At 74.3% G+C, this 23,120-nt stretch carries 20 protein-coding genes; 12 read left to right on the plus strand and 8 right to left on the minus strand.

The window, feature by feature from the left end; translation table 11 throughout:
- Both MLV88_RS01190 and MLV88_RS01195 read right to left on the minus strand, forming a co-directional pair.
- The gene (locus MLV88_RS01190) at positions 1-1,614 is read right to left on the minus strand and encodes a DHA2 family efflux MFS transporter permease subunit (protein ID WP_242340250.1); all 1,614 of its coding nucleotides are present in this window, start codon (positions 1,612-1,614) and stop codon (positions 1-3) included.
- On the minus strand, positions 1,611-2,213 hold the full coding sequence (locus tag MLV88_RS01195; RefSeq protein ID WP_242340251.1) for a TetR/AcrR family transcriptional regulator: 603 nt from the start codon (positions 2,211-2,213) through the stop codon (positions 1,611-1,613). The genes MLV88_RS01190 and MLV88_RS01195 overlap by 4 nt, the downstream gene beginning before the upstream one ends.
- 293 nt (positions 2,214-2,506) lie before the next feature.
- On the opposite strand from MLV88_RS01195, the gene MLV88_RS01200 reads away from it, so the two are divergent.
- Genes MLV88_RS01200 through MLV88_RS01210 form a run of 3 tightly spaced genes read left to right on the plus strand, consistent with a single transcriptional unit; the run spans position 2,507 to position 5,717 of the window.
- The gene (locus tag MLV88_RS01200; protein WP_243336618.1) at positions 2,507-2,743 is read left to right on the plus strand and encodes a hypothetical protein; all 237 of its coding nucleotides are present in this window, start codon (positions 2,507-2,509) and stop codon (positions 2,741-2,743) included.
- An 8-nt stretch (positions 2,744-2,751) separates the two neighbouring features.
- Positions 2,752-3,879, plus strand: coding sequence for a glycosyltransferase family 4 protein (locus MLV88_RS01205; protein WP_242340253.1), 1,128 nt, complete (start codon positions 2,752-2,754; stop codon positions 3,877-3,879).
- Positions 3,880-3,932: 53 nt separating this feature from the next.
- The gene (locus MLV88_RS01210) at positions 3,933-5,717 is read left to right on the plus strand and encodes a lysylphosphatidylglycerol synthase domain-containing protein (RefSeq protein ID WP_243336619.1); all 1,785 of its coding nucleotides are present in this window, start codon (positions 3,933-3,935) and stop codon (positions 5,715-5,717) included.
- Positions 5,718-5,770: 53 nt separating this feature from the next.
- Here the strand turns inward: MLV88_RS01210 and MLV88_RS01215 are convergent, their stop codons facing one another.
- Positions 5,771-6,202, minus strand: coding sequence for a DoxX family membrane protein (locus MLV88_RS01215; RefSeq protein WP_242341463.1), 432 nt, complete (start codon positions 6,200-6,202; stop codon positions 5,771-5,773).
- 482 nt (positions 6,203-6,684) lie between these two features.
- Here MLV88_RS01215 and MLV88_RS01220 point away from each other — a divergent pair, with 482 nt between their 5' ends.
- The 3 genes from MLV88_RS01220 (at position 6,685) to MLV88_RS01230 (ending at position 10,307) form a co-directional block, all read left to right on the plus strand.
- A complete protein-coding gene (locus MLV88_RS01220) occupies positions 6,685-7,107 on the plus strand; it encodes a plastocyanin/azurin family copper-binding protein (RefSeq protein WP_242357005.1) in 423 nt (140 codons plus the stop codon).
- Positions 7,108-7,188: 81 nt separating this feature from the next.
- Positions 7,189-8,901, plus strand: a complete 1,713-nt coding sequence (locus tag MLV88_RS01225) for a transporter substrate-binding domain-containing protein (RefSeq protein ID WP_242341465.1) — start codon at positions 7,189-7,191, stop codon at positions 8,899-8,901.
- A complete protein-coding gene (locus MLV88_RS01230; RefSeq protein ID WP_242341466.1) occupies positions 8,898-10,307 on the plus strand; it encodes a sigma-54-dependent transcriptional regulator in 1,410 nt (469 codons plus the stop codon). The genes MLV88_RS01225 and MLV88_RS01230 overlap by 4 nt, the downstream gene beginning before the upstream one ends.
- Positions 10,308-10,488: 181 nt before the next feature.
- On the opposite strand, the gene MLV88_RS01235 is transcribed toward MLV88_RS01230, so the two are convergent.
- The gene (locus MLV88_RS01235) at positions 10,489-11,697 is read right to left on the minus strand and encodes an HNH endonuclease signature motif containing protein (RefSeq protein ID WP_242360046.1); all 1,209 of its coding nucleotides are present in this window, start codon (positions 11,695-11,697) and stop codon (positions 10,489-10,491) included.
- 1,017 nt (positions 11,698-12,714) lie between these two features.
- Here MLV88_RS01235 and MLV88_RS01240 point away from each other — a divergent pair.
- From MLV88_RS01240 to MLV88_RS01250, 3 genes are all read left to right on the plus strand, one after another.
- Positions 12,715-14,043: a dicarboxylate/amino acid:cation symporter gene (locus MLV88_RS01240; protein ID WP_242340796.1), complete on the plus strand. Its 1,329-nt coding sequence runs from the start codon at positions 12,715-12,717 to the stop codon at positions 14,041-14,043.
- A gap of 267 nt (positions 14,044-14,310) precedes the next feature.
- Positions 14,311-15,093, plus strand: coding sequence for a phosphatase PAP2 family protein (locus tag MLV88_RS01245; protein WP_242340795.1), 783 nt, complete (start codon positions 14,311-14,313; stop codon positions 15,091-15,093).
- Between the two features lie 187 nt (positions 15,094-15,280).
- Positions 15,281-15,763: a hypothetical protein gene (locus tag MLV88_RS01250; RefSeq protein WP_242340794.1), complete on the plus strand. Its 483-nt coding sequence runs from the start codon at positions 15,281-15,283 to the stop codon at positions 15,761-15,763.
- Positions 15,764-15,781: 18 nt separating this feature from the next.
- On the opposite strand, the gene MLV88_RS01255 is transcribed toward MLV88_RS01250, so the two are convergent.
- Positions 15,782-17,386, minus strand: a complete 1,605-nt coding sequence (locus tag MLV88_RS01255) for a DUF438 domain-containing protein (protein WP_242340793.1) — start codon at positions 17,384-17,386, stop codon at positions 15,782-15,784.
- Between the two features lie 269 nt (positions 17,387-17,655).
- On the opposite strand from MLV88_RS01255, the gene MLV88_RS01260 reads away from it, so the two are divergent.
- From MLV88_RS01260 to MLV88_RS01270, 3 genes are read left to right on the plus strand one after another with little or no spacing between them, the layout of a single operon-like run.
- Entirely contained in the window at positions 17,656-17,979 is a 324-nt protein-coding gene (locus tag MLV88_RS01260) for a hypothetical protein (protein WP_242340792.1), read from the plus strand.
- Positions 17,980-17,996: 17 nt separating this feature from the next.
- Entirely contained in the window at positions 17,997-18,200 is a 204-nt protein-coding gene (locus tag MLV88_RS01265; protein WP_242340791.1) for a hypothetical protein, read from the plus strand.
- 5 nt (positions 18,201-18,205) lie between these two features.
- Entirely contained in the window at positions 18,206-20,038 is a 1,833-nt protein-coding gene (locus tag MLV88_RS01270; protein WP_242355909.1) for a ThiF family adenylyltransferase, read from the plus strand.
- Positions 20,039-20,055: 17 nt separating this feature from the next.
- Here MLV88_RS01270 and MLV88_RS01275 read toward each other — a convergent pair whose 3' ends face one another.
- The 3 genes from MLV88_RS01275 to MLV88_RS01285 are packed head-to-tail and all read right to left on the minus strand — an operon-like array spanning position 20,056 to position 23,120.
- Positions 20,056-20,706, minus strand: a complete 651-nt coding sequence (locus MLV88_RS01275) for an NADPH-dependent FMN reductase (RefSeq protein ID WP_242355911.1) — start codon at positions 20,704-20,706, stop codon at positions 20,056-20,058.
- 59 nt (positions 20,707-20,765) lie between these two features.
- On the minus strand, positions 20,766-22,253 hold the full coding sequence (locus MLV88_RS01280; protein WP_242360042.1) for a CoA-acylating methylmalonate-semialdehyde dehydrogenase: 1,488 nt from the start codon (positions 22,251-22,253) through the stop codon (positions 20,766-20,768).
- Between the two features lie 21 nt (positions 22,254-22,274).
- Complete coding sequence (locus MLV88_RS01285; RefSeq protein ID WP_242340787.1) at positions 22,275-23,120, minus strand: carbohydrate ABC transporter permease; 846 nt, start codon at positions 23,118-23,120, stop codon at positions 22,275-22,277.

Genomic DNA, 23,120 nt, shown 5'->3' on the forward strand with positions numbered 1-23,120 from the left:
CTACATCTCCATCTCGACGTGCACCGGCTCGCCGGAGCCACGCCTGGCCTTGAGGAAGAAGAGCAGCGGCAGGACGCAGAGGAAGAGGAGGCCGGTGAGGAGCAGCACCTTCTCGAAGGACAGCACCATCGCCTGCCGCCGGACGATGCCGTCGAGGGCGCGGAGCGCGGCCTCGCGCGCGGCGACCGGGTCGAAGCCGCGCTGCTGGAACCCCGCCGCGAGCTGCGCGAGGCGCGACTGCACCTCCGGCCGGTCCACCGTGAGGTGGCTCGCGACGGCGGCGCGCGCGTGGACGCCGTAGCGGGAGAGCAAGGTCGCGAACACCGCGAGGCCCATCGAGGCGCCCACCTGGCGGAGCAGCGAGTTCAGGCCCGTCGCGTCCGCGAGCCGCATGCGCGGGACGTTCGACAGCGCGACCGTGGTGAGGGGCACGAACAGGAAGCTGAACCCCACGCCCTGGACCAGGATCGCGTGGGTGATGCCCGCGGCGGAGGTGGCCAGCGTCACGTGCGACACCGCGAAGGCGCCGTAGGCGACGAGGAGCACCCCGATCGCGATGAGGAGCCGCGCCGACACCTTGCCGTAGAGCCGCCCCACGATCGGCGTCACCGCCATCATGACGAGCACGCGCGGCATGAGCGCGAGCCCCGACTGCATGGCGGTGAACCCGAGCAGCTCCTGCATGAAGAGCGGCAGGAGGAACATGCTCGCCATGAGGATCGAGAACATCACCGCGCCGATCAGGGTCCCGGAGGTGAAGACCGGATCCTTGAAGAGGCGGAGGTTCACGGCGGGGGCCTTCGCGGTGAGCTCGCGCCACACGAACAGCGCGAGGCCGACGACCGCCACCGCCGCGGCGGCGACGATGAGCCCGGACTGGAACCAGTCCTCCTGCTGGCCCTCCTCGAGGAAGAACTGCAGGGCGGCGAGGCCGACGGCGAGGAGCGCGATGCCGAGCCAGTCGAGGTTCCGCCGCTGCTCGGCCGCCGCGGCGGCGTTCGCGGCGCGGATGTCCTCCGGCTCCTGCACGAACTGCCAGACCATGAACAGGCCGAGCGCGCCGACGGGCAGGTTGATGAAGAAGATCCACGACCAGTGATAGTTGTCGACGATGTAGCCGCCCAGCGTCGGGCCGATCGCCGGGCCGACCATCACGGCCATCCCGAAGAGCGCCATCGCCATCCCCTGCTCCTTCGGCGGGAAGGTCTGGCGCAGGATGGCCTGCTCGGTGGGCTGCAGCGCCCCCGCCCCGAGCCCCTGGAGCGCGCGGAACAGGACGAGCTCGGGGAGGCTCGAGGCGACGCCGCACAGCGCCGACCCGGCGAGGAAGAGCACGAGGCTCGCCAGGTACACGCGCTTCTGGCCGAAGAGCCGGCCGAGGAACGCCGTGAGGGGCATCACGATGACCGTCGCGATGACGAAGCCGGTCGTGATCCAGGTGATCTCCTGGACCGTCGCCCCGACGGCCCCGCGGATCTGCGGCAGCGCGACGTTCACGATCGACGAGTCGATCGCGCCCATGAGCGTCCCGAACGTCACCGAGACGGTCACGAGCCACTTGTTCGGCACCGGCCGGGCGGCGGCCATCGGCGCGGAGAGCGTGGCGGTGCTCACCGGCGTGCTCCCTCCAGGAAGAGCTCGAGCAGCGCGGCCGCCGCGCGATCGAAGGGTGCGTGCTCCTCGATGGTGCGGGTGAGCACGATCCGGACCATGCCCACGAAGGCGAGCGCGAACACGCCGGCCTCGTCCTTCCGGAGCTCTCCGGACGCGATCGCCCGCCGGACGACGGCCTCGACCCGCGCCGTGAGCTCGTCGCCGAGCCGCGCCGGCCGCGCCCGCGCCGGCCCCTCGCCCGCCTGCACGAGCACGGTGAGGAACGGCCCATGGGCCGCCGCGTGCTCGCTGACGGCCTCGAGGTAGGCGCGGAGCTGGGTCGCGACCGGCTCGCCCCTCACGGCCGCGATCGCCGCGTCGACGCGGGCGAGCAGCCGCTCGCGCCGCGAGCGCGCGAGCGCGCCGAGCAGCGCCTCGCGATCCGCGAAGTGGTTGTAGAGGGTGCCCACCGCGACGCCGGCCCGAGCGGCGATCCGCTCCATGCGCGCGGCGTGCAGCCCCTCGCCCGCGAACTCGTGCTCCGCCGCCTCGAGGATGGCGCGGCTGGTCTCCTCGCGGAGGCGGTCGCGCAGGCGGGGGTGAGCTGAGGAGCGGGTCATTCGATGAATCTCCGTTCAACTTATGAACCCGACTTAACGCTAACTGTCGCAGGCGTCAACCGGCGCGCGCGTTCCCGCACGCAGTGGACAGCTCCCCAGGAGCGCGCGCCCCCTCCGGGCAGCGGCGGCGTCCCTCGTCGGGGAGAATCTCCCCGCCCGCGGGCGCGAACCGTCCCCGTTCTCCCCGACCCCGAGCGCTCGGGCGGGGCCACGCCGCTCGATCGGCCGCAACCCACTCGGCCGGCTTCTCCGTGACGTGCCGGCGCGAGCGCCACATCTTACGCTCGGTGACCATGTCACCCGTCGATCCTCGAGCCCCTGCCCCGCCGCCGCGCTCGCGGCGCTGGGCGCGCGCGCGCGTCGTCCGCGCGGTCGCCCGCGTCGCGTGGATGGACGTCGTCGCCTTCCTCGGAGCGGGCGCCGCGATGCTCCCGATCCTCCGGCGCCGGCGCCCGCTCGGCCGCGAGCTGCACCCGGGCGACGCGGTCGCCCCGACGCCGCCCACCGACCGCCGCGCCTCGCAGGCCTGAGCCCCCGAATGCGAATCGGCATCGTCACCGAGTACTACTACCCGAGCATCGGCGGCGTTCAGGAGCACGTCCACCACTTCGCCCGCGAGGCGCGCCGCCTCGGCCACGTCGCGCGCATCGTCACGAGCGAGATGCCGGATCTCGCCGCGGCCGACGCCGCCGGCGGCCCGGGCGTCGCCGAGGCGCCGGACGTGCTGCGCGTGGGGCGGAGCGTCCCGCTCTACCTGAACGGCGGCTTCGGACGCGTGTCCGTCGGCTATGGCCTCTCCCGGACGGTGCGCGAGACGCTCGAGCGCGAGCGGTTCGACGTCGTGCACGTGCACTGCCCGCTCACCCCGGTCCTCCCCTGGCTCGCGATCCACCACGCGCGCTGCCCGGTGGTCGGGACCTTCCACACGAACTTCCGCCCCGGCCGCGCCTGGGCGCTCACGCAGCTCTGGCAGCGCCGCTACCTCGAGCGGCTCGACGCGGCCGTCGCGGTGTCCCACGCGGCGGCAGGGCCGTACGAGCAGCGGCTGCGCGCCAGCTTCCGCATCATCCCGAACGGCGTGGACACGGAGCGCTTCGGCTCGGGCCAGCGGCTCGAACGCTTCGACGACGGGCGTCTCAACGTGCTCTGGGTGGGGCGGCTCGAGCCGCGCAACGGCCTCGACGTGATGATCGAGGCGTTCGCCCTCCTCCGCCGCTCCTTGCCCGCGCGGCTCCTCGTCGTCGGGGACGGTCCGCTCCGCGGCCGCTACGAGGACCGGGTCCCCCCGGAGCTCCGCGACGAGATCGTGTTCGCGGGCGTCTCCCGTGACGACCGGCCGGACTGGTACGCGACCGCGGACGTCTACTGCGCGCCCACCCGCATCGCGTCGTTCGGGGTGACGCTCCTCGAGGCGATGAGCGCCGGGAAGCCCGTCCTGGCGTCGGACATCGCCGGCTTCCGCGAGGTCATGCAGCACGAGCGCGAGGGAGAGCTCCTCCCGCCGGCCGACCCGGCGGCGTGGGCGCGCGCGCTCGCGCGCCTCGCTTCGGACCGCGCGCTCGCGGCGGCCTACGGTGCGCGCGGCAAGCTCACCGCGACGCGGTACGCGTGGCCGCGGGTGGCGCGCCAGGTGCTCGAGCTGTACCGCGCGGTCGGCGCGGCCTGAGCGGCACCTCGGGTGATCGCGCGCGCCGTCGTATAGGATTCTCCAGGGACCCGATGCCGCTCCGCAAGCAGGCCCTCCTCGCGGTCGCCGTCGCCGCGCTCGCCGCCCTCCTCGGCGGCGCCGCGCTCCTCGCCGTGCGCGGCAGCCCCTTTGCGGGGCTCGGGCTCGCGGCGGTCACCCTCGCGCTCGCCGCGGCCGCCGCCGACGCGCTGTGGCCGACGTTCGATCCCGGCGGGACGAGCCTGCGCGCCGGGCGCCGCGATCGCCCCGAGGTCGCCCTCACCTTCGACGACGGGCCGGGGCCGGACACGGGCGCGGTGCTCGACGCCCTCGACCGCGCCGGCGTGAAGGCCACCTTCTTCGTGCTCGGCCGCGCCGCCGAGGCGGCCCCCGAGCTCGTGCGCGAGACGGCCCGGCGTGGGCACCTCGTCGCACAGCACGGCCACGGCCACGTGAAGCTCCACCTCGCGGGCCCGGCCACCCTCGCGGCGGAGCTCGACCGCGGCGCCGCCGCGATCCGCGCGGCGGGGGTCGAGCCGGCGCCGTTCTTCCGCGCGCCGCACGGCTTCAAGTCGGCGCTGCTCCGCCGGGCCCTGCGGAGACGCGGCCTCGTGCTCGTCGCGTGGACGCGCGGCGTCTGGGACACGGAGCGGCCGGGCGCCGCGGCGATCGCGGATCGCGCCTGCGCCCGGATGCGCGGCGGCGAGATCCTGCTGCTCCATGACGGCGCCGGCGAGGCGGCCGGCGAGCGCGACCCCGCGCCGGCGCGACGCCGGGAGCAGACGGCCGAGGCGATCCCCGAGCTCGTCCGCCGCTGGCGCGCCGCGGGGTTCCGCTTCGTGACGCTCGACCGGCTCGAGCGATCTCCGCGCGCCGCCGGCGGTGGCCTCGCCGCGCGGCTCGGCGGGCTCGCCGTCCTGGCCTTCCTCGTGACGCTCGGGCTGCGTCACGCCGACGTCCGGGGCGTCGCGCGCGCGCTCGCCGGCGCCGACCCGGCGCTGCTCCTCGCGGCGGCGCTCGCGAACGTGGGCGGGCTCGCGGCGCAGGCGCTGCGCTGGCACGTGCTCGTCCGCCCCGTGGCGCCACGCGCGACCTACGGCGCGAGCTTCCGCGCCCTCGTCGGCGGCTACGCGCTCGGCCTCGTGCTGCCGGCGCGCGCCGCCGACCCCGCCCGCGCCCACCTGCACGCGCGCGCGAGCGGGAGCCCCACCGCCACGCTCCTCGCCACCGTCGGCCTCGATCACCTCACCGCCTCGTTCGCCTTCCTGGGCGGGCTCGGGCTCTTCGGCTTGTTCGCGCCCCTGCCCGGCTGGGCTCGCTCCGCCGCGTGGTCCACCCTCGCGGTCGCGACCGCCGCCGCCGCCCTCGCGGCGCTCCTGGCGCGGCGCGAGGGGGCCGCCGCGCACGCGGGGTGGCTCGCCCGGACCTGGGCGCGCCTGAGGAGCGGCCTCACGGCGGCGGGCGACCCGCGCGTCGTCGCGAGATCGCTCGCCGCCGCGCTCCTCGGCTGGACGGCGGAGACGCTCGTCGCGCTCCTCTGCCTCCCCGCGCTGCACATGCCCGCCTCGCTCACGGTGGCGGTGCTCATGGTGGTGGCGACGACGCTCTCCTCGGCGGTGTCGGTCTCGCCGGGGAACGCCGGCGTCTTCGAGCTCGCGGCCGTCGTCGCGCTGGAGGCGCTCGGCGTCGACCGGGAGCTCGCCCTCGCCTACGCGCTCGGCTTCCACCTCGTGCACGTCGTGCCGGTGGCGCTGCTCGGGGTCGCGTTCGCCGCCCGAGGCGGGACGCGCGACCTCATGGGCACGCCGGCGGGCGCGCCGCCGGACGAGGCCCGCTGACTCGCCGCGGCGGCGAGGCGAGGACGGCCGCGCCCCACCGCCGCCCCCGCGGCTCACGCGTGCGCGCGCGCCTCCTCCGGCGCCGCCGCGCGGGCGGCGCGGCGCGCGCGGACGGGCTCGTGCACCCGCGCCAGCTCGCCGAGCGCGAACGCGCCGCACGCCATCACCGCGTCGCGCGCGGCCACGTCGAGGAACGCGCCCGCCGTGACGAGGTTCAGCGCGATCGCGGCGAGCCACGCCATCGCCACGAAGCCGAAGATCCGCGCGAACCCGAGCAGGATCGCCGCCCCGACGACGATCTCCACGATCCCCGCGGCCCGCATGAACAGCTCCGGACGGACCGGCAGGAGCCGGATCGCGAGCGGGCTGAGGTACATCCGCCAGTCGGTGAGCAGGTTCGTGAACTTGTCGAGCCCGGCGACGATGGGCACGACGCCATAGGCGATCCGGAGCACCCGGTAGGCCTTCACTGTGGTCTTCTCCATGATTCCCTCCTCGCAGTCGGATGCGCGGAGGCGGCGAGGGGTTACGTTCGCCGGCCTGGCGGCCTCCTCGACCTGGCTCACCGGGATCGCCGTCGACGAGGCGCTCGGGCGGCTGCGGCGGACGGGTGTGGAGCGGCTCGACGCGCCGGAGGCGGAGGACGAGGCGCCTGCGTTGCCCGACCGCTCGCCCGAGGATCGGGCCGCGGCGCGAGAGGCGACGTCGTTCCTCCAGCGCGCCCTCGATCTTCTCCCGCCCGCCTCGCGTCGCGCTGCGACCGGATCGTCGCCGCGGTCATGCCCCGCCTCGGCTGATCGTCGCTTTGAAGGGGCGCGCGGTCACCGCGTAACGCCTCCCGCATCCGACCGTATTGAAGGTGACTGGAGGTCGTATGCGTTTCACGACGAGGTGGGGGGCGCTCCTCGCGACGCTGGTCGCGTGCGGAGGCGGTGGGTCGTCGAGCGGCTCGAGCAGCGCGACCCCGATGCCGACGCCCGGGACGACGACGCCCAGCGCGAACCCCACGGCTCAGAACGAGATCACGATCAAGGGCATGGCGTTCAGCCCGCTGAAGCTGGAGGTGGCGCCTGGCGCCACGGTGACGGTGCGGAACCTCGACTCCATGCCGCACTCCGTCACGAGCGAAAGCACGGCAGGGGCGTTCCGCCCGGGCGCGGCGAGCGGGGTCTCGTTCGACACCGGCTCGTTCACGGGGGAGCGGACGTTCACGATCCCCGCGAACGCGCCCGTCGGCGCGACGATCCCGTACTACTGCTCGGTCCACCTCGGCACGATGGCGACGCCGAACGGCGAGATCGTGGTCACCGCCACACCGGCGACGACCACCCCCACGCCGACGGCGCCCTCGATGCCCTCGGCGCCCTCGAGCCCGTACGCGACCGAGTGAGGGAGCGCGCGGCGGGCCCGCCGCCCGCCCGGCCCGCCGCGCCTTGTCCCCGGCGGGACGACGGCGTAGCCTCGCGCCTCCATGCGCCGCCGCCTCGCCGCCGCCCTGCTCGCGGCCAGCCTGCTCGCGCTCCCGCGGTCCGCGGCCGCCGGCCCGGAGCGCACCATCGTGGTCGGGGCCGATCGCGACTACCCGCCCTACGAGTTCCTCGACGCCGAGGGCCAGCCCGCCGGCTACAACGTCGAGCTCACGCGCGCCATCGCCGAGGTGATGGGCCTGCGGGTCGCGTTCCGCTTCGGCGACTGGGCGGAGATCAGGGCGGCGCTCGAGGCGGGAGAGATCGACGCGCTGCAGGGCATCTCCTTCTCCGAGGCCCGCGCCGGCACGCTCGACTTCGCCCCGCCCCACGCCATCGTCCAGCACGCGCTGTTCGCGCGGAAGGGCACCCCGGAGGTCACCTCGCTCGACGCCCTGCGCGGCAAGGAGGTCATCGTCTTCGGCGGCGGGATCATGGACGAGGAGCTCACCCGCCGCGGGATGGGCGCCGCGCTCGTCCGGACCGGCACCCCCGCCGACGCGATGCGGCTCCTCGCCTCCGGCCGCCACGACTACGTCGCGCTCGCGCTCCTGCCGGGCGTGTACATCGCGCGCGAGCTCGGACTCTCGAACGTGGAGCCGGTCGCGCGCGCCGTGGCGAGCGAGCCCTACGGCTACGCGGTGCGGAAGGGCAACGCGGCGCTCCTCGCCCGCCTCGACGAGGGCCTCGCCATCCTGAAGAAGACCGGCCGCTACGACGCGATCCACCAGCGCTGGCTCGGGGTGCTCGAGCCGCGCGGCCTCAGCTGGGAGACGGCCCTGCGGTGGGCGGCGATCGTGCTCGTGCCGCTCCTCGCCGTCCTCGGGGCGGTGCTCCTCTGGTCGCGCTCCCTCTCGCGGCAGGTGGCGCAGCGGACCGCCTCGCTCGCCGCGGAGGTGAAGGAGCGGCAGCGCGCGATGGAGGAGCTCCGGCGGCACCAGGCGGAGCTCCTGCAGGCGGACAAGCTCGCGGCGCTGGGGGTCCTCGTCTCCGGCGTCGCCCACGAGATCAACAACCCGACGGGCCTCATCCTGCTCGACACGACCACCGTGCGCGCCGCCCTCCTCGACGCCCTCGACGCGCTCGACGCGCGCGGAGACACGGACGGGCTCGCGCTCGCGGGCCTCCCCTACCGCCGCATGCGCGAGGAGCTCCCGCAGCTCCTCGACGAGATGGCCCAGAGCGGCCGGCGGATCCAGCGGATCGTCGAGGACCTCAAGGACTTCGCCCGGCGCGACGACGCACCGCCGCTCGCCCCCGTGGATCTGAACGAGGTCGCGCGCGCGGCGGCGCGGCTCGCGGGCGCGGCGCTGCGGAAGGCGACCGCGCGCTTCGAGCTCGAGCTCGCCCCCGCGCTGCCGGCGGTGCTCGGGAGCGCGCAGCGCATCGAGCAGGTGGTGGTGAACCTGCTCGTGAACGCGTCCGAGGCCTTGCCCGCGCCGGGCCGCGGCGTGCGACTCACCACCCGCCGAGAGGACGGGCGCGTCGTGCTCGAGGTGCGCGACGAGGGCGTGGGCATCGCGGCGGAGCACCTCGCGCGCGTCGAGGAGCCGTTCTTCACGACCAAGCGGAGCGGGGGCGGGACCGGCCTCGGGCTCTCGGTCTCGGCGGGCATCGTGAAGGAGCACGGCGGCACGCTCGCGCTCACCTCCACCCCGGGGGCCGGCACGACCGCCACCCTCACCCTCCCGGCCGCGCCGGAGGCGGCCGCCGCGTGAGCGACCCGGGCTCCTCCGCCTTCGGAATCCTGCTCGTGGACGACGAGCCGGCCTGGCTGCGCGCCATGAGCCTCACCCTGGAGCGCACCGCCGGCATCCGCCGGGTCGTCACCTGCCAGGACCCGCGGCGCGTGCTGGAGATCCTCGACGGCGACGACATCGGCGTCGTGCTCCTCGACCTCACCATGCCGCACCTCTCGGGCGAGGAGCTCCTGCCGCGCATCGCGGCGGAGCACCCCGAGGTGGCGGTCATCGTCGTCTCCGGGCTGAACCAGGTCGAGACCGCCGTGCGCTGCGTGAAGCTCGGCGCGTTCGACTACCACGTGAAGACCGAGGAGGAGGATCGGCTCGTCGCGGGCGTCCTGCGCGCCCTCCGCATGCAGGAGCTCCAGCGGGAGAACGTCGAGGTCGCGACGCGGCTCCTCTCCGGCGAGCTCCGCCACCCGGAGGCGTTCGCCGGGATCGTGACGCGCGATCCCACCATGCGGACGCTCTTCTCGTACGTGGAGGCGGTGGCGAGGAGCGCCCAGCCCCTGCTCGTCACGGGCGAGAGCGGGGTGGGCAAGGAGCTCGTCGCGCGGGCCGCCCACGCGGTCTCCGGCTGCGCCGGGAAGCTCGTGGCCGTGAACGTCGCCGGCCTCGACGACGCGGTCTTCGCGGACACGCTCTTCGGGCACGTGCGCGGCGCCTTCACCGGCGCGGACCAGCCGCGGCGCGGCATGGTGGAGGAGGCGGCGGACGGGACCCTGTTCCTCGACGAGATCGGCGACCTGTCGATGGCGTCGCAGGTGAAGCTCCTGCGCTTCCTGCAGGACGGCGAGTTCTTCCCGCTCGGCAGCGACCGCCCGCGGCGCGTGAAGGCGCGCGTCATCGCCGCCACGCACCAGGACCTCGCCGCGAAGGAGCGGGCCGGCAGCTTCCGGCGCGACCTCTTCTACCGGCTGCGCACCCACCGCGTGCGCGTGCCGCCGCTGCGGGAGCGGAAGGAGGACCTGCCGCTGCTCCTCGACCACTTCCTCGAGGAGGCGTCGCGCGCGCTCGGCAAGAAGAAGCCCACGCCGCCGCGCCAGCTCGCGCAGCTCCTCGCGACGCACGACTTCCCGGGGAACGTACGCGAGCTGCGCGCGATGGTGTTCGACGCGGTCACGCTCCACGTGGATCGCGTCCTGTCGATGGACGCCTTCGTGGCGGCGATCGGGCGCGTCGCCGACGGCGGCCGCGCCGATCCGGAGGCGGACGCGAACCCGTTCGCCGGGGCCGAGCGGCTCCCCACGTTCGACGAGGCGCTCGAGCTCCTCGCCCGCGAGGCCATGGCGCGAGCCGGCGGCAACCAGACGCTCGCGGCCCGCCTCATCGGCCTCTCGCAGCCCGCCCTGTCGAAGCGCCTCAAGGCCTGGCGTCGGTGAATGATCTCACGGGGGCTGCGCCCTCAGGATTCGTCACATCTTCGGCTGCTGACCGGGGGAGCGGCTTCGGTCGGCCGAGCGGCGCACCGCGCGCTCCGGCTGGTCATTGACGGGTCGGCACGCGCGCGCCGGGAACGCTCAGGGCGGAGCACTGCTCGGCCAACTCCGGGTCGCCGCAGGGTCACGGCGCCCACATTCCCAGCTGCATGACGGGACGCAGAGGCGCCACGTCAGCGCGCGAGAGCGACGATGGCCCGTCGCCCGCGTCGCGGCGGAAGCGGTCCATGTGCTCGCGTCCGAAGGTTCTCTCTGCGTGAAGTAGGTTGTGAGCTCGGCAGGCGAGTCGAAGATTCTCGAACGTGGACGGTCCCCCGAGGGCGGCGGGCTGGATGTGGTCGAGCTCGAGCTTCCAGCGGCTGTTGCAGCGGCAGCCGTCCGGGCCGACCCAGGCGCAGCGCCCGCCATCGCGCGTCCACACTGCGCGGCGCACTATCGCCGGGATCGTGGTCCTCGTGGCCGGCGGCTTCGCCGCGGTCTTCTTCGTCGTGGCGGCATTCCCGGCCTGCTTCGCTCCCTTCGTCTTCCGCTCCGGCGCGACCGCGCCCTTGCGCTTGCCGTGCTTCTGGATGGCGCAGCGGATCGCCTCGTGGAGCACCGCCGCGAGGTCGCCGTCCGGGACCTTGTGCGACAGGAGCGACCGGAGCGTCTCGAGGTCCTCCTTGCAGGCGCGGTCGAGCGTGACCCGGAGAGACCAGTGGCTCTCCGAGACGGCGAGTGTCTCGGCCCTTCGCTTCGGCTGCGCGACGGGGGGCGAAGGCGCCGGCAGCGCGTCGGCCGCAGGGCCCGGATCGAGGGTCGGCTTCGCGGTGCCGGGCTCGGTCGCCGTCTCGGCCTGTCCTGCATCGGACGCCGGGAGCTGCAGCGCTGCGCTTCCCGCGGTGGGCGCGCGGTCGGTGAGCTTGCGGAGGCCAGCACGCGGAGCGGTGCGCGCCTGGACGGAGACGACGAGCTGCTCGACCTCGGCCCGGGTCCGGAAGGCGGCGCGAGCGAGGAGGTCGTCCACGTTCTCCTCGGTGAGCACCTGGCCGAGGAGCGCCACGGTGGACAAACACAGACGCCCATCGCGCAGCGGAGCCTCGAGGATCGGGAAGCGGCGCAGCACCCGCATCGCCTGGATGCGCCGGCCGGCGGCGCCCTCGCGGAGGTGAAGCGCCTCCAAACAGTACGCCCAGAGGGACGCATGGCCGACCTCGACGAAGGCGCGGCGCCGATCGAACTCGTCGAGGTGCAGGAGAAAGTCGACCTGGACGTTCCGTTCCTCTCCGGCGAGCTCGCGCAGGCGAAGGGCGAGGACATTCGACTCGAGAGCAGCGGGGGCGAGCGCAGACATGGGGTGCACCTCCAGTACACCCTTCGTAGCACGCGATTTCCGGAGCTCCGGAGACGCTCCAGGCTCGCGCCTGCGCGGCGCTATTCGCTGCACCCTCGTCGATGCCTTTCCTCGGTCTCCGCGCGTGACACGCGCGAGGCGCGTGCGCGAGAGCGGCCCTTCCGCGCCGGTCCAATGCCGGACCGCGATCGAGGCGAGAAGGCGTCAACGGGAAATGTTTCACCCACCGCATCTGGGACGCCTTGCCTCGTCGCGAGAAGAGCCGCGGCACCGGCCGGCACTACCGCTGGCGATAGCTGTCACCCAAGGTGAATACGGTCGACCTCGAGCTGCGGAGGCGCCTTCGAGAAGTCCGCGTGCACCCCGCGCGAAGTCACGCCGTCGCTGTGCCCGGTTCGACACTACGAGACGCTCGCCTGCGCCCCCGCCTTCCCGCGTTCATCGGGGTCGAGCACGAGCGCGCGCGCCGACCCCGTCGATGCCCCGAATCCGCCATGCGCACGGAAGCCGTGGTAACACCCGCCGCTCGTCCGGCGAGTACCCGCACTTGTGACGAATGATGAGGGCTGCGCCCCGCCCCACCCCTGCTCGCCGGGTCCCGTGCGCCACCGCGCGCGGCTTCGCCGCTGTCGCGATGGCGCCCCGGCTTTGCTCGCTTCGCTCGCACGGGGAACGGCGCGCTGCTCCCGCCGAGCGAAGCTCGGCGGGGCCCTTTCGACGAGAAGGGCCATTCCCTCCGGAATGGTCATGCCTCCCGGAATGACCGCTCCCGGACGCCGCGCAGCGCGCGTCCCTGCGCGCCCGCGCGCGCTTTCCCTCGAGCGCCGATGACGATCGGAATGGCCCTTCGCGCGCGCCCGCCCGGCCCGATGGGCCGTGGCACGCGCCCCGGCGTGCATTTCTTCGACTTTCGCCGGATCGGCGCTCCCGGGCACATCGCGTGCTGTGGAGGAGCGCGCTCCCGTCCTCTCGTGGCGCGGCGCGACGGCGGCGCGGCGCCGCCAGGAGGAGGCTCACGTGAAGCGTCTCGCTCGCAGCCTTTACCTGCAGGTCCTCGTCGCCGTGGCGCTCGGCGCCCTCGTCGGCCACCTCGCGCCGGCGACCGGCGCGTCGATGAAGCCGCTCGGCGACGCGTTCATCAAGCTCGTGAAGATGCTCATCGCGCCCATCGTGTTCGCGACGGTGGTGACGGGCATCGCGAAGATGGGCGACCTGCGCAAGGTCGGCCGCGTGGGGCTGAAGGGCCTCCTGTACTTCGAGGGGCTCACCACGGTCGCCCTCGCCATCGGGCTCGTCGTCGCCCGCTTCGTCCAGCCCGGCGCCGGCATGGACGTGAACCCCGCAACCCTCGACGCCAAGGCGGTGGCCACGTACACCGCCGGCGCCCAGCAGCACGGGACGATCGACTTCATCATGAACGTCATCCCGAAGGACGTGGCCGACGCGTTCGCGAAGGGCGACATCCTCCAGGTCCTGCTCTTCTCGATCCTGTTCGGCATCGCGCTCGCCGGGCTGCGCGAGACGGGGAAGCCCATCCTCGAGTTCATCGACGTCCTCTCGGGGGTGCTCTTCAGGATCGTCGGCATGGTGATGCGGCTCGCCCCCATCGGCGCGTTCGGCGCGATGGCGTTCACGGTCGGGAAGTACGGCGTGGACACGCTCCTGAGCCTCGGCAAGCTCATCGCCTGCTTCTACGCGACGAGCACGGTGTTCGTCGTCCTCGTCCTCGGGCTCGTGATGCGGAGCTGCGGGCTCGGCATCCTCCGGTTCCTCCGCTACATCAAGGAGGAGATCTTCGTCGTGCTCGGGACCTCCTCGTCCGAGTCCGCGCTGCCCCTCATGATGAGGAAGATGGAGCGGCTCGGCTGCTCCAAGCCGGTCGTCGGCCTGGTCGTGCCGATGGGCTACTCCTTCAACCTCGACGGGACGTCGATCTACCTCACGCTCGCGACGCTGTTCGTCGCCCAGGCGACGAACACGCACCTCTCGCTCGGGCAGGAGCTCGAGATCCTGGCGGTGCTGCTCCTCACCTCGAAGGGCGCCGCGGCGGTCACCGGCGGCGGCTTCATCACGCTCGCCGCGACCCTCTCCGCGGTCGGCACCATCCCGGTGGCCGGCCTCGCGCTCCTCCTCGGGATCGACCGCTTCATGTCGGAGGCGCGCGCCATCACGAACCTCATCGGGAATGGCGTCGCGTCGGTGGCGGTTTCCCGCTGGGAGGGCGAGCTCGATCTCGCCCGGGCGCGCGCGGTCCTCGCGGGCGCCGAACCGGTCGACGCCGCGGAGCCGACGCCGACCCCGGTGCCGCTCCTCGAGGAAGTCCCGCTCACCGCGGCCGAGGGCTAGCCCGCCGGCGCATTCGCTCCTGGAGACCTCATGAAGCAGCTCATCTCGATCCTCTCGCGCCTGTGGAACGGCCTCTGCGAGGCCGACCGCCGCACCGCGCTCCGCAGCACGCCGGAAGTCCCCCGCAAGTAGCGGCACGGAGATCCCGGCGCGGACGCCGGCGGTGGCCCTCCCTCCGGCCGCCGCCGGCGTTCGCCTTTCCCGCTCCCAGGGCGACGACCCTCCCGCGGACGGCGCCCGCGACGGGCGGGCGATACACTCTGCGAGATGGAGCGCGGCGCCCGGTGGCACGAGCGGCTCGGCGCGGCGGCGGCGAACGTCCACCGCTGGCTCAGGGCGCGCGAGCTCGTCACGCTCCTCCTCGTCGCGGCGCTCGCCGGCGGCGTCCTCACCTTCGTCGAGATCGCGGAGGCGGTGCGGGAGGACGAGACCCGCGCGATCGACGAGAAGATCCTCCTCGCGATGCGCAAGCCCGGGGACCCCGCGGATCCCCTCGGCCCGAAGTGGGTCGAGGAGACCGGGCGGGACCTCACCGCCCTCGGCGGCGTCCCGATCATCAGCCTCGTCACGACCGCGGTGGCCGCCACGCTGTGGCTCGCCGGGCGTCGCCGCTCCGCGGCCCTGCTCGCCGTCGCCGTGGTGGGCGGGGCGATCCTCTCGTTCGCGCTGAAGCGCGGCTTCGACCGGCCCCGCCCGGAGCTCGTGCCCCACGGCACGTGGGTCTACACGTCGAGCTTCCCCAGCGGCCACTCCATGCTCTCGGCGATCGCCTACCTGACGCTCGGCGCGCTCGTCGCGCGCGTGCTCCCGCGGCGGCGGCAGAAGGCGTTCGTCCTCGGGTGGGCGCTCCTCTTCACCGGGCTCGCCGGCGTGAGCCGCGTGTACCTCGGCGTGCACTGGCCTTCCGACGTCCTCGCCGGCTGGACCGTCGGCGCGAGCTGGGCGGTCGCCTGCTGGCTCGCGGCGGACTTCCTCGATCGGCGCGCGCGCAGGCGGAAGGACGCCGGCGTGGAGGACGACGAGCGTCCTTCGAGGGTGCAGCGGGGGTGAGAGGAGCACCTACCGGGGTGTCGCCGCGCCAGGTGTGCGGCGCGTTCACGCGCCCGCCCGCCGACGCACGCGCGTAACTCGTTGATCGCCCTGCGCTTCGCGCCGAGGTCGGCGCTGGTCCGCGCCGTGCACCGATGAGAGCTCGCCCGGCACCCTCTTCCCCGGACGACTGCTCGGAGGTGCTTCCATGAGACCCGGCCGCCTCGCCTCGCTCGCCACCCTGACCGCCCTCCTCTCGACCGCCTGCGTGACGACGTCCACCACCTCCACGACCTGGGGCGAGGGGTCCTCCCAGCAGTGGGAGCGCGTCGGCTACGTCGCCTCCATCCGCGAGACCGTGGAGCGGCAGCAGGGGAACCCCGGCGCAGGCGCCGTCGCCGGCGCGATCATCGGCGGGATCCTCGGCAGCGCCGTGGGCGGCCACACCTACTACGACCGCTGGGGCTACGCGCACCACCACGGGAGCGGCGCCGGCGCGGTCGCGGGCGCCGTCGGCGGTGCGGTGGTCGGCGCCGCCGCGAGCCAGGGCGGCGCCGAGCGGCGGACCTACGAGGTCTTCGTCCGGTTCGACGACGGCGGGACGGACACGTTCGTCTACGACCAGCCCTACGACTTCCGCGTGGGCGACGAGGTCCGGCAGACGGCGCGCGGCCTCGAGCGGACGCGCTGAGCGATCACACGGGGACGTTCACCCCGCGGCGCGCGTGAAGAACGTGCGCACGACGCCGGCTCCGCCCGGCTCCGAGTGAGCCACGCACCCGACGGCGCGCGCCCGCTCGAGCAGCGGACCGGGCACGAAGGGCGTCACGAGCTCGAAGACGTCGCCGGGCGCCAGCACGGCGAGCTCCTGCATGATCTCCTGCACCGGGTGAGCGCCGGACGCGAGCATCGGCCGCGCGTCGAGCCGCCGGGAGACGGACGCGCCGTCGAGCCACGCCGGGCGCGGCTCCGCGTGCGCGGCCGGGGCGTGGACGTGGGCGTGCGCCGGCTCCGGCGCCGGGGATCGGCCGGCCTCCGCGTGCGCGGGGCAGGCCTCGACGGGCCGCGCGGCCTCCGCGGCGGCGCGAGCGCCGGACCACGACAGGAGCCGCTGCTCGCCCTTCAGCGCCCGCTTCTCGGTGAGGTCCTGGGTCACCTCCAGGCAGCCCAGATACGCGCCGGCGTCGTCCCGCAGCGCGCGGTACTCGATGTGGACGAAGCGCCCGTGGAGCTGCCAGAAGGCGGCGCGATCCTGCGTGCCGGCGCGGAAGCTGGCGAGGATCTCCTCCACCGTCCCCACCGACGCGGGCGGGTGGCAGAACTGGACGTTGCGGCCGATGACGGCGCGGCTGCGCGAGAAGACCCGGTCCTTGCCGTGGCTGAACCAGCGGACGCGATCCTCGGCGTCCACGAACGTCGCGTCGAGCGGCAGCGCGCCGAGGATCGCCTCGAGCTCGGCGGGGAGGAGGCTCCCGGTGGGCAGCCTCACGCGCGCGCCCGGCGCCGGCGCGTCGTCCCCCTCGGCGGACGCCGGGCGCCAGCGCGCCTCGGGCTCCACGAGGCAGTAGCCGAGCTCGTCGCTCTGGCGCGCGATCTCCCACCACTCGCGCTCCTCGAGGACGTCGAGCGACATGGGCAGGAGGATGTTCTCCTCCTTGTCCACGAGGTCGCGGATGGCGCGCGCGAGCGGGCGCAGCGCGCCGCCCGCGATCGCGCGAGCCGTGACGGGGTCCTCGCCGGCCGAGGCGAGCGCCGCGAGCGCGCCGCGCAGCAGCGCGCGCGTCTCGTCGTGCTTGCCCCACATGACCTGGGGCGGACCGGTGATGCCGTGCCGCTCCAGGAACGGGAAGAGGAGGTGCTCCTTGCGCTGATAGTGCTTCTCGACGTCCGTGAGCGCGTTCACGCGCACGCGCGCTTGCAGGAGGTGCACGCCCACGGCGTCCCCGTTGACGGCCGTCTCGAGCGCCTCGGCGACGTGCTCGAGCGCGTGGGCCTGCTTCGCGAGCGCCGCGTTCTCCTCGGAGAGCACGCGCGCGGGGTGGCCCGGCGGCGGCGTGCGGGCGCCGGAGAGATCGATGCCGCCCTGCAGCGCCGCCGAGTGAAGGTGGCAGAGCCGCGTCATCTCCTCGGGCCGCAACCCCTCGGCGATGAGCTCCTGCTCCACCTCCACCACGAGCCCGTACGGCACCTGACCGAGCAGGCGCTGGAGCTGCCGCTGCACCGCCTCCGGCGCCACGCCGTCGTGGAGCTGAAGGATGAGGTGCTTCAGGAGGTCCTTCCGAGGAGGGGCGCCCGTTTCGATGAGCTCGCTCATGACCGATGTGAAGAGCAAGGTTCTCGCCAGCCGCCGAACCGGTCGGGATCACGGACTTTTCAGCCGGGGCGCGGAGCTCTTCACCCGGATTTCGTTGCCGCCTTCACCGCCATGCGGGTGAACCCTCCCACCGGTGCGCGCTGCCGCACGGACCCGGCGCCACTAGGGTTCGATCTGGAGCACCGTGCCCGGGGAGCGGGAGCATGAAGCAGCTGTTCGGCGGCGACTGGCTTGCGGGTCCGGTTCGTGACGCGCTGCGAGAACGCGCGATGGTCGAGCAGAGCCTCCCCGCGGCGACGCGGTCCGTGGTGGTGGACGGCGTTCGGGGCTGGCTCTTCCCGGTGACGACGGTGGCGGGCGATCCGTTCCAGCTCTTCCTGTGGTTCGACGGCGCCGTCTACCAGGTCACCGTCGCGAGCCCCGACGTCTCCGGCCATGACCCGCACGCCTGCCACCTGTTCCCGCACGGACGGATCTGCCTCTCCGCGGACCCGGCCGGCGGCATGCCCACGCTCGAGGCCGCCTACGCGAAGAGCGTGCTGTGGGCGAACGGCTTCAGCGAGTTCCAGCGCACGGGGAAGTTCCCGTTCTGACCCTCGGAGGAGACGCCATGTCCGATGCCACCGTCGCAGACCTACGCGAGCTGTTCCTCGACGATCGCCGCACTGCCGACACGCCGCCGCGCGAGCGGCGACGCCGGGTGTTCGTCGATCCTGCGGGCCGCATCGTGATCGGGGATCGGGTCCCGCGCGGCGACGAGGGCCAGTCGCTCTCCGAGATCCACCCGGCCGTCTTCGCCGCCCCACTGCGCTGATCCACGTGCGCGTCCTCGACGCGGTGCTCCGCGCCATCGGGGAGGAGCTCGCGGTGCACCCCGCGGAGCGCGGCGGGGCGCTCGTCGGCCCCCGAGGCGTGTCCCTCGTCACGCAGCTCGTCCCCGATCCGGAGGGGGCGGCCACCGAGGCGAGCTACCGCCCCTCGCGCGCGCTCGACGCGCGCGTGAAGGCGCTCGAGCGCGAGGACGGGCTCGAGCTGAAGGGCATCGTCCACTCCCACCCTCCCCTCCTCGACGCGCCGTCCGCGCAGGACGCGGCGGAGCTCGCGGAGGGGCTGCGCCGGAACGGGCACCTCGCGACGTACCTCGCCCCGATCGTCACGCGCTGCGATCCCGGAAGTCGCCTGGCGCCCCACGAGCTCGCGCTCTCCCCGCCCGGCAGCAAGGTCTCCTTCTTCGGGGCCTGGCGCGCTGGCGAGGACCACGCTGCCGTCCGCCCGCTGCAGGTGACCGTGGTGCCGCTCCTGCGCGACGCAGAGCGGCTCGCCCGCGCGATCGGGGGGGAGGTGGGCGGCGTCGGGCTGGTGGACGTGGCGGCCGCGGGCGACGCGGCGCTCCCCGCGGCCCGGCTGCTCGCGGGCGGGCTCGAGCTCCTCGTGGTCGTCGGGGACGGCTACCCGGCGCTGCCGCCGCTCGTGCTCGCCACGAACGCTGAGGGCGAGACCGAGCAGCTCGAGCTCGGCTGGTCGCTCGCCCTCGCCGAGGAGGACCGGCTCGCCGCGGCGGTGCGCACGATCCTCCTGCCGCCCGGCCCGTACCGCGCCGCCTTCGGGCCGCGCGGCGGACCGGCGCTCACCGCCGACCGCGAGCGCGCGCGGCTCGCGGGGTGGGGACGGCTCCTCACGCGCGGCGACCCCGCGGAGGGGGCGGCGCGGCTCCGGGACGCGCTCTTCGCGCGCAGCGCGGGGCTCGTCTCGGCGGCGCTGCGCGAGCGGACGGTCCTCGTCGCCGGCTGCGGGTCGGTGGGGTCGTACCTCGCCGAGGCGCTCGCGCGGAGCGGCGTCGGCGCGTTCGCGCTCGTGGATCCCGAGTCGGTGGAGGCGCCGAACCTCTCGCGCACCGGGTACGAGGTCGGCGATCTCGGCCGGGCCAAGGTCGAGGCGCTCGCCCGGCGTCTCCTCGCCGTCCAGCCCGCGGTCGGCCTCTCGCTCCACGCCGCCGCGCTCGACGCGCTCGGGCCTGCCCCGCTCGACGCGCTGGTCCGGGCGGCCGACCTGGTCGTCGCGGCCACCGACGATCCCGCCGGCCAGCGCCTGCTCGACCGGTTCGCATACGCGCGCGGGCGGCCCGCGCTCTTCGTGGGCCTGTACGCGGGGGCGCAGGGCGGCGAGGTGGTGATGACGGTCCCCGGCCGGACACCCTGCTACCTGTGCGCGACGCGCACGCGCGGCGCGCTCGCACGGGAAGGCGGCGGCGCGCGCGAGATCGACTACGGCACGGCGCGGCTCCGCGGCGAGCTCGCGATCGGGCCGGACGTGCACCACGTGGCGAGCGCCGCGGCGAAGCTCGGCCTCTCGCTGCTCCTCGCCGGGAGCGGCGCGCCGCTCGCCGCGCTCGCGGAGACCGCGCTCTCCGACGGGACGCCTTACCTCACGACCTCCACCGTCCCCGGCTACTGGTTCTACCCGCAGGTGTTCGGAGACACCCCGGGGCAGCACGCCTACCAGAGCGTGTGGCTCACCCCGGCGCCGCGGCAGGACTGCCCCGTGTGCGGGGATCCGTCGGGCCGGGTCGACCCGCTCGACGTCCCGCTGCGCGGCCCGCGCGCGGCGTCCTTCGCGGCCGTGCTCCGCGACGGCGAGCCGGCCGGCTCGTAGCGTCGCCCTCGACGCGCTCAGCGCGCCGGCGGCTGGATGTGCGACTCGTCCTCGAGGGCGGGGACGATCTTCTCCTGACGCGCCTTCGTCTCGCGCGTCGCGGCGACGCTGCAGATCGGCGCGAGCGTCTCCGCGAGCCGGACGAACCCCGCGATCTCGCGCTCGAGCCGCCCCGCGAGCCCGGCGTCCCGGAGCCGGCCGTCGGCGTCGAACGCCTCGCCCGCGTGGGCGAGCGCGAACATGTCGGGGAAGACGAGCGCGCCGCACCCCTCGAGCGGGATGCGGGTCTGCCACAGGCCGCGGATCCCGCCCATCGGCGAGGGCGACGCCGAGAGGAGGTACACGCTCCTGCCGCGCCAGGGCATCGGGCGGGCCCGGGACACCCAGTCGATCGCGTTCTTGAGCGGCCCGGCGATCGAGTAGTTGTACTCGGGCGCCGCGATGAGGAGCGCCTGCGCGGCCTCGACCCGGCGCTTCAGCTCGAGCGCCCCCGCGGGGAGGCCGCTCGTCCGGTCGAGATCACCGTCGTAGAGCGGCATCTCGAACTCCGAGAAGCGGGCGAGATCCACGTCCGCCCCCTCGCGCCGCGCGATCTCGCATGCGAGCGCGACGAGCTGGTGGTTCAAGGACTCCTTCCGCAGCGACGCGGCGAACGCGAGCAGCCTCATGGTGACGCCTCCCGGGCGCGCCCCCCTGGGCGCCCGGGGGCTACGCCGCGAACTGTCGTTCAGGCCCAGCGCTCCATCACCACTCGCGTCTCCGTGTAGAAGCGGACCGCGTCCTCGCCGGTCGCGTGCAGGTCACCGAAGAACGAGCTCTTCCATCCGGCGAAGGGGAAGAACGCCATCGGCGCGGCCACGCCCACGTTCACGCCGATCATCCCGGCCTCGACGTTGCGCCGGAAGTACGCCGCCGCCTTGCCGCTCGTGGTGAAGATGCTCGCGGCGTTGCCGTAGCGGGAGCGGTTCGCGAGGGCGACCGCCTCCTCCACGCTCCCGGCCCGCACGGTCGCGAGCAGGGGCCCGAAGATCTCGTCCCGGGCGAGCGTCGAGTCCGCCGCGACGCGATCGAGGATGGTGGGGCCGATGAAGAACCCGTTTCCGCCGGCGGTCGCCTCGCGCCCGTCCACGACGAGCGCGGCCCCCTCGGCGAGCCCGGCCTCGATGTAGCGGCGCACGCGGGCGCGGCTGTCCTCGCGGATCACCGGGCCCATCGCCGAGTCGGAGGCGAAGGGATCGCCGACGCGCGTCGCCCGCGCCTCGGAGGCGAGCCGCTCGAGGAGCGGCTCCGCCGCGCCGCCCACCGGCACGAGCACGCTCCCGGCGAGGCAGCGCTGGCCCGCGGCGCCGAACGCGGAGCCCATCACGGCCGAGACGGTCAGGTCGAGGTCCGCGTCAGGCAGCACGAGGAGGTGGTTCTTCGCTCCCGCCATCGCCTGGACGCGCTTGCCGCTCGCCGCCGCCCGCGCGTAGACGTGGCGAGCGACCCCCTCCGATCCCACGAACGACACCGCCCGCACGAGCGGGTGGTCGAGCAGCGCGTCCACGGCGTCGCGGCCGCCGTGCACGACGTTCATCACGCCGGGCGGGAGCCCCGCCTCCTGGAAGAGCTCGGCCAGCCGGAGCCCGGTCGAGGGCGTCCGCTCCGAAGGCTTCAGGACGAACGTGTTCCCCGCCGCGACGGCGATGGGGAACATCCAGAGCGGGATCATCGCCGGGAAGTTGAAGGGGCAGATCCCCGCCACGACGCCCACCGGGACGCGCCAGGTGTGCGAGTCCATGCCGCGGGCGATCCCCTCCACCGTCCGCCCCTGCGCGAGCGTCGGCATGCCGCAGGCGAAGTCCACGACCTCGATCCCGCGCCGGACCTCGGCGCGGGCGTCCGGGAGGAGCTTGCCGTTCTCCCGCGAGACCGAGGCGGCGAGCGAGTCCTGCTCGCGCTCGAGGAGCGCCTTGTAGCGGAAGAGCACCTGGACGCGGTCCGGGACCGGGATCGTGCGCCAGCCCGGGAACGCGGCCGCCGCGGCGCGCACCGCGGCGTCCACGTCGGCCGGGCCGCAGAGGGGGACCCGCGCGACGGTGCGGCCGGTCGCCGGCTCGAGCACGGGCGCGGTCTCGGTGGCCGCCGCCGGGCGCGCCGCGCCGTCGACGAGGAGCGGGAGCGGAGCGGGCTCGGGGCCCGCGCGGCCGGGAGACGACGAGACGTTCGGGGCCATGACCTTCGACCTCCAGCCTCCTCACTTCACCGCGCCGACGGTGAAGCCGGCGATGAAGCGATCGAGGAACAGGTTGTAGACGACGGCGATCGGCAGGCTCGTGATCAGGCAGGCCGCCATGAGCGAGCCCCAGTAGTAGACGTCGCCGCGCACGAGGTAGATGGGCACGCCCACGCCGACCGTCTGGTGCTCCGCCGAGGAGATGAACGTGAGGGCGTAGACGAACTCCTGGGTCACGAGGGTGAAGGAGAAGATGACCACCGTGAGGATCCCGGACACCGAGATGGGGATGACGAGCTTCACGAACGCGCCGAAGCGCGTGAGCCCGTCCACGAGCGCCGCGTCCTCGAGGTCGCGCGGGATCGCCTTGAAGAAGCCCATGAGCAGCCAGATCGAGAACGGGACGGTGAAGGTCGGGTAGGTGACGATGATCGCCCAGAGCGTGTCCTGCAGCCCGAGCCAGGAGACCACGCGCGACATGGGGATGAAGAGCAGCGTCGGCGGGACGAGGTAGGTGAGGAAGATCCCGATCCCGAGCTGCTGCCCCCACTGGCCGGTGAGCCGCGCGAGCGCCCAGGCGGCGGGGACCGCCAGCACGAGCGTGATCGCCACGACCGCCGCGCCGGCCACGGTGGTGTTCCAGAACCAGCGCAGGAAGAGCGTCTCGCCGAAGAGGAGCCGCAGGTGATCGAGCGTGGGCGCCGCGTTGAAGACGAACGGGTCGTGCTCGACGTTGTACAGGTCGCTCGTCTGCTTGAACGTCGTGATCGCCATCCAGTAGAACGGGAACGCGAGCAGCACCGCGAACCCGATCACGATGAGCCAGCGCCCGAGGCGCGTGAGCGGCGATCTCCGAGGGCCCGCCAT

It is taken from the genome of Anaeromyxobacter soli, assembly GCF_022808855.1.
GTDB classification, from domain to species: domain Bacteria; phylum Myxococcota; class Myxococcia; order Myxococcales; family Anaeromyxobacteraceae; genus Anaeromyxobacter; species Anaeromyxobacter soli.